Genomic DNA, 17921 nt, shown 5'->3' on the forward strand with positions numbered 1-17921 from the left:
CATTACCACGTGTCAGTAATGGAAACGGAGGGCGTGGCAGGGGCCTGAGGCACGCGATGAGGCGCGTATTGGCGACGATCGCCTGCATTAATGTAGTAAATATTGGAGGAAGAGTAGAGAATTCGTTCGCCATCGATAATCTGGGTCGTCACAATGATCTCTTCGTTGCCGGTATGGGTCCAGCTACCGCTGGTGGTGTCGGCGAGTGCGGCGGCAGGGATTAACCCCAATGCGGGTTCGGCCCACTGGTTATAAGGGATGGTCGCCACAGCGATGCCAGCGGTGAGCGCGGTAAAGGCCCCAATAGGCGGGCGTATAAAACCGCGATCCCGATGTTCGACGACTTCTACATCAATCGTGATATTGGCGCTGTTCGCGGTGGGAACCGTGGTGAGGTTGGCGCCGCGTGATACTAGCTCACTGGTGAGTAGCGTGCGGAATCCACGTCCAAACTCACCACCGCTGTAGGCATGTAGTTCGCCGTTGTCTGCTTCGCTGATATGTAAATCGCGATTGCGTACGCGCTCACGTTGTAAAATGCGGGTAGCTTCGTGTTGGGCCAGAACGTCCCAATGATGAGCTGCCTGCATGCGCTGTTGTTCAGTATAAGGATAGGTGGTGGCGATCGGCGCTTGTGATGTATTGGCGTAAAAGCAGCCGCTGAGCATTAAGCTTGCCAGCCCCAAGCTAACCGGACGTATGAAATAAGGTAGTTGAAATAATGTGGGACGGGTGCGCACCTGCTAGTTCCTTTTTCGCTACAAAACTGCTTTTGATAGACTGTTCGTCGTGCTTTTCTGCCACGGTTAGTTTGCCATGCCTGGTTCGAAGTGCCTAACCTGACATACTTAATTCCTAGTTCTTGTATTCATAGTTCTTGTATTCGAAGTACTTGTAATCGATATAAATAGCTAGATCGGCCATAAGGTTCAAAACTTGAATGAGCAATAACACCCATGCTTGAAGATTACCGCAGAGGACCGCGTCATGATTCGCTAATGTCGGCTTACCAAGAAGGCGATAGCAATAGCGGATGGATGATCAGCTATCTCGATATCATGACGTTGATGGTGGCCCTTTTCGTGGTCATTATTGCCGCTGCCGGGGCGACAAGCCCTGAATGGGTGGCGGAGGATACCGCGAGTGACTACACCCAATCAGCATCATCGCCTACGCTGGGAGTCCCGATGCCCGGGACGTTAGCTAAGGCAATGCCTGAGCGCGCCGGTACTGCCGCCTGGAATGGGGTAGGGCTGAGCCCCATGGCCATTAGTACGGCGTTGGGGGTGGCTGGGTTGCCACCCTTGTCTCAAGTACGTCGTCGCGTCAGCGTTGGGGTGCCACCCCTTTTGGCGGCACCATCTCCGCAGCCTCCCACAGAGCCGGTTATCGCCCTGCCAACCCTGCTAATGCCTACAGGTATCGAGAATTTAACGTCACCCTTGGCTGATTATATGGTGGTGTTAACGGATCGTCCCCCGGTCAATGTACAGGCGGTGAGCGATGAAGCAAGACTAGGTGCGGTTGCACTGGAGCAGTCGCTCTCTCAACGCGTTGAAGAGTCGCCTTATCTGCCCGACCTGGAGGGGGTTGAAGTGTCGCGGGTACCGGAGGGGATTAGTCTGCGTGTTCAGGATCAGCTGCTGTTTCCTTCTGCGACAGCGGAGCTAACCGACGATGGTTCTTCACTGGTGGGTAGTTTGCTGGCGACTATTCAACGTTATGATGGCGAAGTCTGGGTTGAAGGCCATTCCGATAGCCAGACCATTAACACTGACGAATTCTCTTCTAACTGGGCACTCTCAAGTGCGCGTGCCATTGCCATTGTTGAAGCGTTAGAAGCTGCCGGTGTTTCTGCTGAACGGCTACGCGCCGTCGGCTTGGCGGCCACAAGACCGCTCGAAAGCAACGCTACCGCTGAAGGGCGCGCACGCAACCGGCGGGTTGAGGTAGTCATTCATGTGGAGTAGTTGTCGTGGGCTTAAAACACGGGTCTTAAAACACAGGGCTTAAAACAAAAGCTTAAACAAACATTAAAAAAAGCCCGCCGGGGGAGGCGGGCATTAAAGGGCTTGGCTTACTGTGGCCCACTGGCATCAGGTGAGGGGTATACAGGGCTGCCAGTGGGTACAGCTTTAGTATAGCTATTTGCGCGAATTTTCCAAGTGTTGCGATATTTTTTTACTAGCTTGTTTAGTCAATTTGATAAGTTCTTTGCGTCTTAATTTGCAAACAAGCGGTGAGTAAGGTGCACCGTTCCGCTTCATGCGCTTTTTTGGTGCGCTGATGCTGCCTCTTTTTGGTGCTGAGTGATGTTTGAACGTTATGAGCCTTATAAACCCACCTGCATTTACATGTAACCTTTTGCTGATTCAATACTTCTTTGTCTTGGCGCATAACTTGCTACATTGGTTAGGTAACCTAGAGATACCATCTTAACGATGCGTTAAGACTGATGAGAGGTAGTGCCATGTCTGAACACATTCACCTTTCGGTACCAGCGCCTCCGGCAGACCCCGCTTTGCAGCCACGGCTGGTAGTGACTGATTTAGACGGCTCGCTGTTGGATCATCATAGTTATGATTTCAGCCCTGCTGCACCATGGCTTGCCCGTTTAAAGCAGATGGGGGTGCCGGTAATCCCGGTGACCAGTAAGACCCGTGCCGAGCTGCTCCCGCTGCGTGAAGCACTAGGCCTTACGGCCACGCCGTTTATTGCTGAAAATGGTGCGGTCATTGGCTTACCGCCGGGTTGGTGTCATGCGCGCTTAGACCGGCCTGGTAGCGGTCGTGACGGGGTCGTTATCAAACACCCAGGCGTCGATGTTGGCTTTATTCGCGCTCGTTTGAAGGTATGGCGCGAGCGCTTGAATGTTCAATTTACCCGCATGGGTGAGTTGAGTGTAAAGGAAGTCATGGAACTGACAGGGTTGGACGAACCACGCGCCCGTGATGCTCGGCAGCGGGAGGGGAGTGAGCCACTATTGTGGGAAGATAGTGCCGCGGCATTGGAAACGTTTCGTGCCGCGCTAGAGGGGGATAGCCTGCAACTCACTCAAGGGGGGCGTTTTTGGCATGTCATGGGGCGCGCGGCCGACAAGGGCGCCGCCGTGGAATGGTTGGTTAAACGCTTTACGGCGTTAAGAGGCCAGCCCCCACTTTCATTGGGGTTGGGAGACGGGCCGAACGATATCACTATGCTTGAAGCGGTCGATCAAGCGGTGGTGATTCGTGGTTGTCATGACTTGGTCGTCGAGCCCCGTAATACATCGCTATATCGCACGGAAGCAACAGGACCGACCGGCTGGGCCGAGGGAGTAACCCACTGGTGGGGGCGAGATGACCGCCGTTTAACGACGGCGGAGAAGCATGTTGCCGTTTCTTTATGATTCTAAGTTTATGAGACCAGGGAGGTGAGCGCGTGAGTGACTTTCATCAGAACGGTATTATTACTGACTTTCACAATCTTACCCAGCGCTCGGTTGATGCGCTTGAGCAAGAGTTATGTCAATTTTCCCATCGACGCCCGATGGGGTTGATTCTGCCCTCGCTTTTTTCGGAACTGGAAGGGCCAGCGTTGTCGGGGATAGTTGATGAGCTGGCTAAAGTCCCTTATCTCAATGAAATTGTGATTGGTTTGGATCGAGCTGACCGTGAGCAGTTCTTGTATGCCCGGGAGTTTTTCTCTCGGCTACCGCAGCATACGCGTATTTTATGGAATGACGGCCCACGGCTAAGCGCCTTGGATGCGGAACTAGGGGAGCACGGGTTAGGCGCCTCGGAACCGGGTAAAGGGCGTAATGTGTGGTATTGCGCAGGCTATATGCTGTCGTCAGGGCGCTCGACGGTCGTAGGGCTACACGATTGCGATATATTGACCTACGAACGCGGGCTGCTGGCACGGCTGTTGTATCCTGTGGCTCACCCTAATTTTAACTATAGTTTTAGCAAAGGTTATTACCCACGCATTGCGAAGGGTAAGCTCAATGGTCGTGTCTCACGGCTGCTTGTGACGCCCCTGTTACGGGCGCTTAAAACCGTGTGCGGGCCATTGCCCTATCTCGACTATCTGGATGGTTTTCGTTATCCGCTGTCAGGCGAGTTTGCAATGCGCCGTGAAGTGCTGGAAGAGATTCGCATGCCTGCTGATTGGGGGCTGGAAATTGGCGTATTGTCAGAGCTACAGCGCAATTACTCACTGCGGCAGCTTTGCCAAGTGGATATTGCCGATGCATACGACCATAAACACCAGCCGATTAGCGAAGAAGATCCCAATGGCGGTTTAAACCGCATGAGCCTTGATATCTCCAAAGCGCTCTATCGCAAATTAGCGACTCAGGGCGTTACCTTTAGCAGCGAAGATTTCCGCACGCTCAAAGCGACCTATTACCGCTTTGCACTGGATTTGATTGAGGCCTATGATCACGATGCGACGATGAATGGCCTAAGCCTTGATCGTCATAGTGAGGAGCAGGCCGTGGAGCTATTTGCCAGTAATCTACTCGAAGCAGGCAACCTGTTTTTGGATAACCCCAGAGAGCGGCCTTTTATTCCCAGTTGGAACCGTGTGCAGGCTGCCGTGCCGGATCTCCTTGCGCGCATGCACGAAGCGGTAGAACTCGATAACCAAGGTAAGGTGTAAAGGCTATTAATATGGCATTGCGAGGGTAGCAGCGATGCGGCAATCTCAGGCTGCGTTGGAGCATAAAATCGAGATCGCCGCGCTTCGCTCGCGATGACAAATACAACCAACCCCGAGATCGCCGCGCTTCGCTCGCGATGACAAATACAGCCAACCCCGAGATCGCCGTGCTTCGCTCGCGATGACAAAAACAACCAACCCCGAGATCGCCGCGCTTCGCTCGCGATGACAAATACAGCCAACCCTCCGAGATCGCCGCGCTTCGCTCGCGATGACAAATACAGCCAACCCTGAGATCGCCGCGCTTCGCTCGCGATGACAAATACAGCCAACCCCAAGATCGCCGCGCTTCGCTCGCGATGACAAAAACAACCAACCCCGAGATCGCCGCGCTTCGCTCGCGATGACAAATACAGCCAACCCCCGAGATCGCCGCGCTTCGCTCGCGATGACACCCACGTGTCATTGCGAGGAGCGCAGCGACGCGGCAATCTCCGCCTACGATGAGGCGTTAAAAATCGCTGTGCTGAGGGGAAACCCGCTTGGCAGGGGCGGAGGCTGGCAAACTCGCCTGTGCATTCCCTATGCTTTGATTAATGCGGAAGTGGGCAACCAGTTGACGTAGCTGCGCACTGAGTTGTGCCAGCGACTGGGTGGCATGGTTGCTCTCTTGGACCAGGCCGGCATTTTGCTGGGTCATTTGATCCATTTGTGTCACGGCTTGGTTAACCTGCTCGATACCGCTGCTTTGCTCGATAGTGGCGGCAGAAATTTCCTGCACCAATGTGCTGAGTTGTTTGATGTCGTCGACCATGCCATTGATCACATCGCCCGTGGCGCGCACTTGGCGGCTACCTTCCACCACTTTACTATCCGACGCTTCGATCAGGGTTTTGATTTCCTGGGCGGCAGCGGCCGAACGGCTGGCGAGTTGGCGAACCTCATTGGCGACGACGGCGAAGCCGCGCCCTTGCTCTCCAGCGCGAGCGGCTTCCACCGACGCGTTAAGTGCCAAAATATTGGTTTGGAAAGCAATGCCGTCAATGGTATTGACGATACTGCTCATTTGGGTGGCGCTCTCGTTAATGGTCCCCATGGTGGTAATGACGGTGGTCATGGAGTCACTGCCGCGCTGGGCGCTGTCGGCGGCTCTTGTGGCAAGCGTGCGCGCATGGTCCGCATGCTCGGCATTTTGCTTAACGGTCGCCGTGAGCTGTTCCATGCTGGAGGCCGTTTCAGCCAATGAAGCAGCCTGTTCTTCAGTGCGGGTGGAAAGTTCTTCGTTAACGCCGACAATTTGCTCAACGCCATTATTCACCTGGTTCGCCTCGTGGTGAATATCGCCAATCGTCTTGGCTAGGGTTTCGCGCATGCGGTTAATATCAAACAGCAGGCTTTCGCGATCCTTTGCCGACAGCTGAGTGGTTTGGGTTAAATCGCCGTCAGCGATATAGCGCACCACGCTGGCGGCGTAGCGTGGGTCACCGCCTAACCGACGCGAAACGTCACGAATTACCCAGCCCATTAGTAGGGTGACCGGTAGCCCAATGATCAGCAGGATGACGATCGAGCGAATCAAACCGGCAATAAAGGCTGCGTTAATATCATCGACATAAACGCCTGTTGCCAGCGACCATTCCCACTCGGGAAGATAGGCTACATAGCTTATTTTTGGCACCTGTTCATCGCCAGTAATACGGCGAGAGTAGTAGCCAACGTGACCGCCGCCGGCTTGGGCTGCTTCTCTGAAAGCGGCATAAAGATCCATGCCACTGGAATCTTGGTAAGCGCTCATGTCTTCGCCGCGAGGGCGGTTTGGGTGGGAAATAATATGTAGGTCGTTATCGAAGGAAAATATATATTCACCGTCGCCAAAGCTAGCGCTAGACATATTGTCGATCGCACGCTGCTGCGCTTCTTCAAGGCTGATTTCGCCAGCGGCGACTCGCTCTTGCAGCGCTACAATTTGGCTATGTACACTCTCGATGACGTACTGAATGCTGTCGCGGCGTTCGCTCTCAATTGTTTGGCGATTTTCCCATGCTAGCCAGCCCACCAATAACAGCATGGCGAGCCAAATAATGCCCAAAGTTCCCCAAAGTTTTTGCGTCGTCGTTAAGCGCGTCATGTTTTTCCTAGCCGATGTAAGTAAGTAACGGTTTTTTTATCGGCTTAACGCGGCAATACATTAGTTTTATTTAAAGGAAGTGCTGCCGCGGCAATTTCAGACTGCATTGGAGCATAAAATCGAGATCGCCGCGCTTCGCTCGCGATGACAAACACAGCCAACCCCGAGATCGCCGCGCTTCGCTCGCGATGACAAATACAGCCAACCCCGAGATCGCCGCGCTTCGCTCGCGATGACAAATACAGCCAACCCCGAGATCGCCGCGCTTCGCTCGCGATGACAAATACAGCCAACCCTGAGATCGCCGCGCTTTGCTCGCGATGACAATATAGCCAACCCCGAGATCGCCGCGCTTCGCTCGCGATGACACTCTCTGGTCATTGCGAGGAGCGTAGCGACGCGGCAATCTCAAACGGCGATGGCTAACGTTAAAAATCGCTGTCCTGGTAGGCTGCCCGAGGGGCTGTCGAAGAGGTTGGCAAACTCGCCTGCGCATTCCCAGTGCTCTGATTAATGCGGAAGTGAGCAACCAGTTGACGTAGCTGAGCACTCAGTTGTGCCAGCGACTGGGTGGCATGGTTACTCTCTTGCACTAAGCCTGCATTTTGCTGGGTCATTTGATCCATTTGAATCACGGCTTGGTTGACCTGCTCGATGCCGCTGCTTTGCTCGATGGTGGCGGCAGAGATTTCCTGCACCAATGTGCTGAGCTGCTTGATATCGTCGACCATGCCATTGATCACATCGCCCGTGGCGCGCACTTGGCGGCTACCTTCCACCACTTTACTATCCGACGCTTCGATCAGGGTTTTGATTTCCTGGGCGGCAGCGGCCGAACGGCTGGCGAGTTGGCGAACCTCATTGGCGACGACGGCGAAGCCGCGGCCTTGCTCTCCAGCGCGCGCAGCTTCCACCGACGCGTTAAGGGCCAAGATGTTGGTTTGGAAGGCAATGCCGTCAATGGTATTGACGATACTGCTCATTTGGGTGGCGCTTTCGTTAATGGTTCCCATGGTGGTAATGACGGTGGTCATGGAGTCACTACCGCGCTGGGCACTGTCGGCAGCTCTTGTGGCAAGCGTGCGCGCATGGTCTGCATGCTCGGCATTTTGCTTAACGGTAGCAGTGAGCTGTTCCATACTTGAGGCCGTTTCAGCCAGTGAAGCAGCCTGTTCCTCGGTGCGTGTGGAAAGCTCTTCGTTAACGCCGACAATTTGCTCGACACCGCTGTTGACCTGATCTGCCCCGTGGTGAATATCGCCAATTGTCTCGGCAAGCGTTTCACGCATACGGTTAATGTTAAATAGTAAACTTTCCTGGTCTTTCGCTGAAAGCTGCGTTACCTGGGTCAGGTCTCCGTCAGCGATATGGCGCACTACGCTTGCGGCGTAGCGTGGATCACCGCCTAAACGCCGGGAAACGTCACGAATCACCAAGCCCATTAGCAGCGTTACCGGTAGGCCGATGATCAGCAAGATGCCAATCGAGTGAATTAAATCGGTAATAAACGCTTCATTGATGTCATCGACATACACGCCCGTGGCTAACGACCAGCCCCACTCGGGAAGGTGAGCGACATAACTGGTTTTTGGTAGCTGTTCATCGCCACCGGCGCGGGTCGAGTAGTAATTAACGTGGCCACCGCCTGCTTGGGCAACGCGCAGCAACTCTGGATAGAGCGCCATGCCGCTAGCGTCTAAATAGTCGGTCATGTCCGTGCCGGACTCACGGCTGGGGTGGGAAATAACTAATAAGTCATCATTGAAGGAGAAAATATATTCGCCAGCGCCGAAGCTGACGCTAGACATATTGTCGATCGCGCGTTGCTGCGCTTCTTCGAGGCTGAGCTCACCGGCGGCAACCCTTTCCTGAAGTGCTTCAATTTGGTTGTGGACGCTTTCGACCACGTACTGAATGCTGTCGCGGCGTTCGCTTACAATCGTTTGACGGTTCTCAAGGGCCAACCAGCCCACCAAGAGCAGCATCGCGATCCAGATGATGCCCAGTGTTCCCCACAGTTTTTGTGTTGTTGTTAAACGAGTCATGTTTTTCCTATTTTATTGTAATTGAGTTCTTATTCTTTATCGGCATGACGCGCCGATACCTTAGCGGTATTTTTTTGGTTAATTTCTCTTGTTGAGGTCAAAAGATACATAGGGGCGATGAAGCCAATCATCGCCCCTATAATCTAGCTAACTAGCTAAGAGCGACCAGCCAACGCACGGCATAAGGGGGCAGGGCGCCTTCAGCGACCCAAGGGTTATTTGAGTCAAGCGCTTGCCAGGCGTGCTTACTGAGCGATTGGGTAACCGCTTCGCCCACGTTTTCTAAGGGAAGCGGCAGGTCGGAGACGTTATACAGTGCTAATAAGCGACGCCCATCCTGCAGTGGGCCACGTTCCACCGCCAACAGTTCGGGGGCTGAGTCCAATACTCGCTGCGCGGCATTGGGGTGAAAGCAGGGCTCCTGGCGGCGCTGGTCGAGCAGCCGGTTTAAAGCGTGGAAAACATCGTGGGTGGGGGTCGAGGGGCTATCTAATAGCAGGTCCAGCTCGCTGCGCTGCCAGCGCCGACGATTAATCGAACGCAGACGTCCACTGCGTTCAACCCCTTCTACGTCATTGAGCGTGCCCGTTAACGTATGGATATAAAGCGCGGGAATCCCCTGTAAGCTCAGCATAATCGCTTGGCTACATAGGAAGCGGGCAATTTGCCAAGGGTCCTGGCCTCGGCGGGTGCCGCGCATGGCTTCAAACCACGTGATATTGATCTCGTAAGGCGTGTCGCTGCCATCCGGATTGCTGCGCATGCTGACAAAACCGCCGAAACGGTGCATCAGTTCTAACAGCGCGTCTCGCTCGTGATCAGGCAGTAGGCCTTCCAGCGGGCGCACGCCAATGCCGTCGTGGCTGGCGGTAAAGTTCAGGTAAGTGCAGTGGTCAGGCAGCACGGGCAGGCTGGCAAGCCAGGTTTGCAGGGTGCGTGCTTCTCCCCGCGTTAGGGTATGTAACAGTAGGGGCGGTAGGGTGAATTGGTAAATCATATGGGCTTCATCGGGCGGGCCTTTGGGGAGCCGTTCCAGCCCGAAATAGCTGATGTTCTCTTGATGAGGAACGTTGGTTTCAGTCACCAGTAAGGTGCCGGGGGCAACATAATCCACAATGGCCCGCAGCAGGCGTATGACAGTATGCGTCTCCGGCAGGTGAATGCAGGGGGTGCCTAGTCGCTTCCATAGAAAGGCCACTGCATCCAGGCGGATAATTCGCATGCCTTGTTCAAGGTAGAACAGCAAAATGCCTACGAACTCCAGCAGTACATCAGGGTGTTCAAAATTTAAATCTAACTGGTCTTCGGAGAACGTTGCCCACAGGTAACGGGTGCCACGCCGGGTAGATACAGGCACCAGCAGCGGGTTGCTGCGTGGACGAACCACTTGAGAGACATCGGTATCGGGATCGACTTCGATAAAGTAATCGCGGCCGGGCTGGCTACCGCTCAGATAATCGACGAACCACAGAGATTCCCGGGAAACGTGGTTAAGTACCAGGTCCGCCATCAAGTCGTAGTGGCTTGCGAGCTCGCGAATATGTGACCAGTCACCTAGCTCACTGTTAACCTCGCGATAGTGGATGACTGAGAAACCGTCGTCGCTACTCCAGGGAAAGAACGGAAGCACATGGACGCCGCTGATACGTTCGCCCAATCGCACTTGAAGAAAATCGCTCAGCACCGCCAGCGGCGGCACACCCTCTTCTATAATAGAATCGCCATAGCTAATCACCCATTGATCCTTTTCGCTCCAAGAGGGTGCGTTTTTAGACGGTGCATCGTCGGGGGCGGGTGAAAAGGGGGCAAGCGAAAGAAAGTGCTCAATATGCTGGTTTAAACGGCGCTGAACTTCGCCAGCACGGGGCCCATACAGGTGACTGAGGTAACCGTGAACGGTCTGTTCAAAGGAAGACATTGAGAGCTCCTGATAAACAATCTGCCACAAACACTGCAGCTTGTGTGCCAAATTGTTACAATACGAGGTTGATGTCACGTTTAAACGTTATTAATAGCACACACATTAACAGGTTATAACACGCTAACTCGTGCCGTAAGCCGACACGAGCTGACAATAGGTTGACCGCCATGCATTGCCCTTTTTGTGGTGCAAACGATACTCGAGTGACTGATTCTCGGTTGGTAGCCGATGGTGACCAAGTACGCCGTCGCCGCCAATGTGCGAGCTGCCAGGAGCGCTTTACCACCTACGAAACCGCTGAGCTCGTCATGCCTCGCGTGGTGAAGTCCGACGGTTCGCGGGAAAGTTTTAATGAAGCCAAGCTGCGGGCAGGCATGTTGCGTGCGCTGGAAAAGCGTCCAGTCAGCGCAGAAGCCATTGAGGCGGCGGTGGAGCGCATTCGCCAAACCTTGCGCGCGCGGGGCGATCGCGAGATCAACGCGCGTGATATCGGCGAGTCGGTAATGCAAGCGCTTAAAACCCTCGATCATGTGGCCTATATTCGGTTTGCCTCGGTGTATCGTAAGTTTCAGGACTTGGATGAGTTCCGCGCTGAGATCGATCGGCTTTCCCAAGAGCCCTCAAACAAGAGCGCGCCGTCAAAATGAGTGCTGTGTTTAGCGAAGCCGATCACCGCTATATGGCGCGGGCGCTAAAGCTGGCTCAAAAAGGGCTTTATACCACCGACCCCAACCCACGGGTGGGCTGCGTGATTGTGCGCGATGATCAAGTGGTCGGTGAAGGCTTTCATCTGCGTGCCGGTGAGCCCCATGCGGAAATCCACGCGTTAAATGCCGCTGGTGAACACGCCAAAGGCGCGACCGCTTACGTCACCCTTGAGCCTTGCTCGCATACTGGACGTACCGGTCCCTGTGCTGTTGCTCTCCTAGAGGCCAAGGTGGCTCGGGTAGTGATCGCTATGCAGGATCCCAACCCCCAGGTTAGTGGACGTGGCATCCGCTTGCTTGAAGAAGCCGGCATTGAGGTGGCGGTAGGGTTGCTCGAAAGTGAAGCGCGTGCTCTGAATCCTGGTTTTATCGCTCGTATGACCCGGCAGCGTCCCTTTGTGCGTTTGAAAATGGCGATGAGTTTAGATGGCCGCACCGCCATGGGCTCCGGGGAGTCCCAGTGGATTACCGGCCCTGAGGCGCGCGCGCAAGTTCAGCGGCTGAGAGCGCGTTCCAGCGCGATATTAAGCGGCGTAGAATCCATTATCATGGACGATTCGCGGCTTACCTTGCGTGCAGATCAGCTACAGCTTGCCAACGCTGCTGAGGCAGTACAGCGCCAACCCCTGCGGGTGATTTTAGATACCCGGTTGCGGTTGCCCCTGGCGGCGGCCTGTTTGAGTGAGCCGGGGCGAACACTGGTGATTACTACCCCTGCCCACACGGCTGAAAAGCGTGCGCGTCTTACACAGGCTGGCGCTGAAATCCATGTGTTGCCGGCCGGCAGTGATGGCCGCATCGACCTTGCTTTGATGCTGCAGTGGTTAGCCGAACATGAGCAGGTTAATGAACTGCTGGTGGAAACCGGTGCGACGCTGGCGGGCGCACTGCTCGATGCGGCATTGATCGATGAGCTACAGTTGTTTGTAGCGCCCACGCTGTTAGGCGGTGAAGCTCGGCCGTTATTTGCGTTGCCGGGGCTTTCACGCATGGCCGATCAGCGGCGATTAACGATTCATGATATGCGAGCGGTGGGGCGTGATTGGCGTATTATCGCTTCCCCCCAGACGACTAGCGCAACCGGCACATCTGGTGAATTTAGCGAGAGCAAGGTACCCTGACGCGCGAAATCGCAGCTAACGTGACTGTCTTTTGCGACAGTCTTTCGCGACAGTCTTTCGCGACGATCTTTCGCAACAACCGTTCGTGACTACATAAATTGGAGATTCCATGGCGCATTCCTCCTCTAGAGGCTTAGCCCCTATCGCCGAGCTGGTGGACGATATCCGCCAGGGCAAAATGGTGATTCTCATGGACGACGAGGATCGCGAGAACGAAGGTGATATCATCATGGCCGCCGAAAAAGTGCAGGCCGAGCATATCAACTTTATGGCCCGTTTCGCCCGTGGTCTGATCTGTATGCCGATGACACGTGCCCGCTGTGAGCAACTTAACTTGCCGTTAATGGTGCGCGATAATGGTTCTGGTTTTGGCACCAAGTTCACTCTCTCAATTGAGGCGACTGAAGGTGTGACTACCGGGATTTCCGCTGCAGATCGCGCGCGCACGGTACAAGCGGCTGTAGCGCCCCATGCCAAGCCTTCCGATATCGTTCAGCCGGGGCATATTTTCCCGCTGATGGCAGAGCCGGGCGGCGTACTGCGCCGGGCGGGGCATACCGAAGCGGCGTGTGACCTGGCTGCACTGGCAGGGTGCGACCCAAGCGGTGTGATCTGCGAGATCATGAACGATGACGGCAGTATGGCGCGCCGCCCTGAGCTAGAAGCGTTCGCCCACGAGCATGGGATTAAAATCGGCACTATTGCTGACTTGATCCACTACCGCATTGTCAACGAGCAGACCATCGATCATCTGGAGGCGTCTTCGGTCATGACCTCCCATGGCGAGCTGACACTGCATGTTTTTCGTGATCGCATCCAAGGCGCCCACCATTTGGCGCTAGTCAATGGTCAGCCTACGCCGGAGGAGTCCACCACGGTTCGCGTGCATCTTGCCGATGCGCTGCGCGATGTGATGGGCTTGATGAAAGGCGAACAGTGCCGCTGGGATGCCCACCGCGCACTGGAAGAGATCGCTGGCGCCAAGGCTGGGGTGTTTGTGTTGATCGATGACGGACGTCCGCATCAGGATTTAAAAGATCAACTGGATATCTTTTTAGAGCGTACTCGTCAGCCGCGTACCAGCGATTCTGACGGTGCCGGCAACTATTTAACCATCGGTACCGGTTCGCAGATTTTGCGCTATTTAGGCGTAGGTAAAATGCGATTACTGAGTTCACCGTGGAAGTTCTCCGCGCTGTCCGGCTTTGATCTCGAAGTCGTTGAGCGTTTGGGCCCTAATGACACGGCGTATGAGCCAACCTTTCAGCAGGAATAAATTGATGCACTCCCTGACTCAAGTTGAAGGTACTTTTGTTGATGTTGATGGCCATTATGTCATCGTCGTCGGTCGTTTTAACCATCACGTAGTGGATAGCCTAGTAGAAGGCGCTGTCGACAGCTTGACGCGTCACGGCGTCGATGCCGAGCATATTCATATCGTTCACGTGCCGGGTGCTTGGGAACTGCCGCTAGCGGTTAAACGCGTACTGAAGGTCATGAAGCCAGATGCAGTGATTGCGCTGGGCGCTGTGATTCGTGGCGGAACGCCGCATTTTGAATACGTGGCGGGTGGCTGCAACACGGCGATTAATCACTTGCAGCTTGAGTTTGATACCCCGGTAGCCAATGGCGTGCTCACCGTAGAAAACATCGAACAAGCGATTGAGCGCGCGGGCACTAAAGCGGGTAATAAAGGGACTGAAGCCGCCATGGCCGCCATGGAAATGGTCTCGCTGCTACGTGCGCTACCGCTAGGAGAGACTCAATGAGCGAGCGTAAACCCTCTGCCGCTCAGCAGGGCCGTCACGCGGCACGTGAGCTAACGGTGCAGGGGCTTTATCAGTGGCACATGACGGGCAAATCCATTACGACGATTGAAGCCGAGTTTCGTAGCCAGGTGGCGGATGACGACCTGGAAGATCACGAAAACTGGGTGAAAGTAATGGAAATCGCCGATAAGGCGCTGTTTCATGAGCTTCTGCACAACACGGTGCGCTTTAAAACCGAGCTGGATCGTGAAATTTCACCCCTGCTAGACCGCCGCCTGGAAGATCTGGATGCAGTAGAGCTGGCGATTCTACGGTTAGGCGCTTACGAGCTTTCCCGCCGTATGGAAGTACCCTATCGTGTAGTGATTAACGAAGGCGTTGAGCTGGCTAAGTCATTTGGCGCCACCGACGGCCATAAATACGTGAACGGCATTTTAGACAAGCTGGCGATTCGCCTGCGTAGTGCCGAGGTCAGCGCTCGCCGTCTCTGAACGCGAGCGATTTGACGATGCGTTTAAGGGGCCTTTGTGCTTGCCGAATTTGATTTGATTCGACGCTACTTCATGTCGTCGCAGGAGGCGTCGGCTGCGTCAAATGGCGTCACACTAGGATGTGGAGACGATGCCACGCTACTAGCGCCTTCTGCGGGTCAGCAGCTGGCCGTGAGTGTTGATACCTCAGTGGTGGATGTGCACTTTCCCCGTGAAGCCCCAGCCTTCGCGGTGGGCCACCGTGCGCTGGCCGTTGCGCTTAGCGATTTGGCCGCCATGGGGGCGACTTCTCGCTGGTGCCTGATGGCGTTAACGTTTGATCAACGCCAATTTGCCGACGATGAGGCAACCCACGTCTGGCTGGATGGTTATGCACGCGGTTTTCATGCACTTAGCCAGCAACATGCTACGGCCCTGGTGGGCGGAGATGTTACCTCCGGTGCGCTTTCGATAGGCGTTACCGTGATGGGTGAAGTGCCGGTAGGTGAAGCGCTCACTCGTTGCGGTGCTCAGGCAGGTGATCTAATTGCGGTCACTGGCGCCTTGGGTGGTGGGGCAGGGGGGCTGGCGCTCTGGCAGCAGGGTGAACGTGATCTGACGCATCCATTGTTGCGCCGCTATTTATTGCCGGAACCACGCTTGGCAGCGGGCCTGGCTTTGCGCGGTTTAGCCACTGCCGCGCTGGATATTTCTGATGGCGTACTGGCTGACCTGGCGCATCTGCGCGAGGCCTCACAGGTCGGCGCCGACATTACGCTGGATGCGTTGCCGTTAGCGGAAGGCTTGGAAAGCCTGCTAGGCACGGAAGGAGCCCTAAAGGCGGCGCTTTCCGGTGGTGATGATTATGAGCTGCTAGTGACCTTAAACGCTGCCGATATAGCGAAGGCCCAGCAGCGCTTGGCGTCATTAGGCTTGACGCTAACGGTGATTGGCCACTGTTGCGAGACGCTAGGTATTAGCGCCTCTGGTCAGCGTGGCCTGAGTCGTTATGTCAGCGGCTATGCAGGTTGGCAGCATTTTAGTGGGGAAACGCCATGAATCGCGCACCGAAAAGTGTCTGGCGTCGCCCAACACATTTTTTTGCTTTTGGTTTAGGTAGCGGCACGGTGCCTTGGGCACCCGGTACCTTTGGCACGCTGGCAGCGATTCCGTTCTACTGGATGATGGCGGATCTGCCTCTTGGGTGGTTTTTAAGCATTTGTTTTATCGCTTTTGTGGTCGGTGTTTGGCTGTGCGATAAAACCTCCAAAGATTTAGGCGTGCATGATCACTCAGGCATCGTGTGGGATGAATTTGTCGGTTATTGGCTGACCATGGCAGCGGTACCCTTTTCTTGGGAGGCTGCGTTATGGGGGTTTGTGGTATTTCGCATCTTCGATGTCTTTAAGCCCTGGCCAATACGCTGGGCAGACCGCCGTGTCGCAGGTGGTTTTGGCATTATGATCGATGATGTGATGGCTGGCGCCTACGCATGGAGTACTATGCACCTGTGGTTCTGGTTGCACTAAAAAGTATGAGTGGTGTGCAACAAGGAGCAAGTGAGTTCAGTAGCGGTATATAGCTTTTTCTGGTGCTTTAGCTTCAAGGCGTTAGCTTCAAGGAGGTAGCATGCGCAAGGAACGTCTGATTGTCCCTATACTGGCAGTCATCGCCGTGGTATGGATGGCAGCGCAACTGCTCTCAAGCGTTCTTTTTGAACGCGGCCTGCGCCAAGCGCTGGAAGATTTGGAAGCGCGGGGTGAATGGCGTGTTAACCGAACTGAGAGTCGGCAGGGCTGGCTAAGTTCCCAAGGAAGGCTGATTCTTTCACCGTTACTGGGCCGCCCGTGGCGCCTTGAGCTGACCTATCGGGCACGCCATGGCATTTTAAGTACAGATGTTGAAGGCACCGTGTTACCCCGCCTGGATACCGTGTTGCAGCAAGCGGTGGGTGAAGTAACTGCCCCTTCCGTGCCACGCTGGCAAGGGCGCTATCACACCCTTAGCGGTCACAGTGAACTACGTCTTTCCCTAGCCCCCTTCGTTATTCAACAAAATGGCCGTGAATTAGCCGTTCGCGGTGGTCGCCTGCGCCTGGAAGGCGTTTTTGGTGATTGGCGTCTGCGTGCGTTGTTAGATCAATTGACACTCACGGATGGTATGGCGCAGCTTGCACTAGGGCCGACGGAGCTCGAAAGCCGCTATACGTATACTGAGGGTGCTTACCACTTTGCCCAGCGCGATCACCTGCATATTGAAACGCTGACATTGAGCTATCCTTCCTACGACATTCAGCTTTCGCCACTCGACTTGAATAGCCACATGGAACTGGACGAAAGCGAGCTGCGTATCAACGTTGCTTTAGACGTGGGCGATGTGATGGTGCCCTCTGAAGCACCAGACACGCCGCTGCTCAATGGGCAGATAGAGATGGAACTTTCGCGTATCAACGCCGATGCCGTTCGCCACGTTATCCGTCGGTTACGCCAGGAAGCTTCCTGGGGTGATGAAAGCCTACCCATGGCCGAAGGGTTAATAGCCCGTCTTGAACCGGATTTGCGTAAAATGCTCAGTGACTCGCCGCGTTTAGATGTGACGACCGTTGCCATCGATAGTCCGTTGTTGGGCATTCAGCTCGATGCGGACGGAGCATTATTTTTTGACGCACGCCAGTTGGATGAACTTAGCGTGGTTAATCTTGACAACGAAAAAGAGCAGGCAAAATGGCTCGAGCGGGTTGATGGCGACTTTACTTGGCACGATGCACCTACCGTTGCCGCATTATGGTTAGGGCTGCCGCTCGGCACCCGCGAGCTACAATTTGATGTGGTGCGCGGTGTATGGCGGGTGAATGGGCGCCCCATGCCCCAGCTTTGGCCTTAGCCCTGTCATTGCGTAGTGAAGCAATCTCGGGGTTGCCCTTGTTTGTCATCGCGAGCGAAGCGTGGCGATCTCGGGTTGGCTTGCCTCCTGAAGTAGAGATTGCCGCGTCGCTGCGCTCCTCGCAATGACATATGAGAAGGCTACTCGAAATGATCGAGTCAGGCTCCTTGCAGCTTCAAAGGGTGACAGCATTTTGTTATCGAACCTCCCTAAGGGTTGAAGTTTAGCCGCACTGC

General features: G+C 54.9%; 15 protein-coding genes. 11 read left to right on the plus strand and 4 right to left on the minus strand.

The window, feature by feature from the left end; all coding sequences use genetic code 11:
* Positions 1 to 2: 2 nt before the first annotated feature.
* Positions 3 to 668: a hypothetical protein gene (locus ACW44H_RS05705; RefSeq protein WP_457508942.1), complete on the minus strand. Its 666-nt coding sequence runs from the start codon at positions 666 to 668 to the stop codon at positions 3 to 5.
* Between the two features lie 288 nt (positions 669 to 956).
* On the opposite strand from ACW44H_RS05705, the gene ACW44H_RS05710 reads away from it, so the two are divergent.
* The 3 genes from ACW44H_RS05710 to ACW44H_RS05720 all read left to right on the plus strand — a co-directional run bounded on the left by ACW44H_RS05710 (position 957) and on the right by ACW44H_RS05720 (position 4641).
* Positions 957 to 1970, plus strand: coding sequence for an OmpA family protein (locus tag ACW44H_RS05710; protein ID WP_457507604.1), 1014 nt, complete (start codon positions 957 to 959; stop codon positions 1968 to 1970).
* Positions 1971 to 2470: 500 nt separating this feature from the next.
* A complete protein-coding gene (locus ACW44H_RS05715; RefSeq protein WP_457507606.1) occupies positions 2471 to 3388 on the plus strand; it encodes an HAD-IIB family hydrolase in 918 nt (305 codons plus the stop codon).
* A 32-nt stretch (positions 3389 to 3420) separates the two neighbouring features.
* Positions 3421 to 4641 carry a glycosyl transferase gene (locus ACW44H_RS05720; protein ID WP_457507608.1) on the plus strand — a complete coding sequence of 407 codons (1221 nt, stop codon included), beginning with the start codon at positions 3421 to 3423 and terminating at the stop codon, positions 4639 to 4641.
* Between the two features lie 511 nt (positions 4642 to 5152).
* On the opposite strand, the gene ACW44H_RS05725 is transcribed toward ACW44H_RS05720, so the two are convergent.
* The 3 genes from ACW44H_RS05725 to ACW44H_RS05735 all read right to left on the minus strand — a co-directional run bounded on the left by ACW44H_RS05725 (position 5153) and on the right by ACW44H_RS05735 (position 10732).
* Positions 5153 to 6769, minus strand: a complete 1617-nt coding sequence (locus ACW44H_RS05725; protein WP_457507610.1) for a methyl-accepting chemotaxis protein — start codon at positions 6767 to 6769, stop codon at positions 5153 to 5155.
* A 428-nt stretch (positions 6770 to 7197) separates the two neighbouring features.
* Positions 7198 to 8814, minus strand: coding sequence for a methyl-accepting chemotaxis protein (locus tag ACW44H_RS05730; RefSeq protein ID WP_457507612.1), 1617 nt, complete (start codon positions 8812 to 8814; stop codon positions 7198 to 7200).
* Between the two features lie 151 nt (positions 8815 to 8965).
* Positions 8966 to 10732, minus strand: coding sequence for a sugar phosphorylase (locus tag ACW44H_RS05735; protein ID WP_457507613.1), 1767 nt, complete (start codon positions 10730 to 10732; stop codon positions 8966 to 8968).
* Between the two features lie 170 nt (positions 10733 to 10902).
* Between ACW44H_RS05735 and nrdR the strand changes: the two genes are divergently transcribed.
* The 8 genes from nrdR (at position 10903) to ACW44H_RS05775 (ending at position 17685) form a co-directional block, all read left to right on the plus strand.
* Positions 10903 to 11382 (plus strand): transcriptional regulator NrdR, encoded by a 480-nt coding sequence (nrdR, locus tag ACW44H_RS05740; protein WP_113268369.1) that lies wholly within the window; start codon positions 10903 to 10905, stop codon positions 11380 to 11382.
* Entirely contained in the window at positions 11379 to 12563 is a 1185-nt protein-coding gene (gene ribD / locus ACW44H_RS05745; protein ID WP_457507615.1) for a bifunctional diaminohydroxyphosphoribosylaminopyrimidine deaminase/5-amino-6-(5-phosphoribosylamino)uracil reductase RibD, read from the plus strand. Before nrdR ends, ribD begins: the two co-directional genes overlap by 4 nt.
* A gap of 109 nt (positions 12564 to 12672) precedes the next feature.
* Entirely contained in the window at positions 12673 to 13839 is a 1167-nt protein-coding gene (gene ribBA, locus ACW44H_RS05750) for a bifunctional 3,4-dihydroxy-2-butanone-4-phosphate synthase/GTP cyclohydrolase II (RefSeq protein WP_457507617.1), read from the plus strand.
* A 4-nt stretch (positions 13840 to 13843) separates the two neighbouring features.
* On the plus strand, positions 13844 to 14332 hold the full coding sequence (ribH, locus tag ACW44H_RS05755; RefSeq protein ID WP_457507619.1) for a 6,7-dimethyl-8-ribityllumazine synthase: 489 nt from the start codon (positions 13844 to 13846) through the stop codon (positions 14330 to 14332).
* A complete protein-coding gene (gene nusB, locus ACW44H_RS05760) occupies positions 14329 to 14823 on the plus strand; it encodes a transcription antitermination factor NusB (protein ID WP_447044826.1) in 495 nt (164 codons plus the stop codon). Before ribH ends, nusB begins: the two co-directional genes overlap by 4 nt.
* A 36-nt stretch (positions 14824 to 14859) precedes the next feature.
* On the plus strand, positions 14860 to 15861 hold the full coding sequence (gene thiL / locus ACW44H_RS05765; RefSeq protein ID WP_457507621.1) for a thiamine-phosphate kinase: 1002 nt from the start codon (positions 14860 to 14862) through the stop codon (positions 15859 to 15861).
* Positions 15858 to 16331, plus strand: a complete 474-nt coding sequence (locus ACW44H_RS05770) for a phosphatidylglycerophosphatase A family protein (protein WP_113268365.1) — start codon at positions 15858 to 15860, stop codon at positions 16329 to 16331. Before thiL ends, ACW44H_RS05770 begins: the two co-directional genes overlap by 4 nt.
* A 100-nt stretch (positions 16332 to 16431) precedes the next feature.
* On the plus strand, positions 16432 to 17685 hold the full coding sequence (locus tag ACW44H_RS05775; RefSeq protein WP_457507623.1) for a DUF945 family protein: 1254 nt from the start codon (positions 16432 to 16434) through the stop codon (positions 17683 to 17685).
* Positions 17686 to 17921 lie beyond the last annotated feature (236 nt).

The organism is Vreelandella sulfidaeris Esulfide1 (assembly GCF_054072535.1).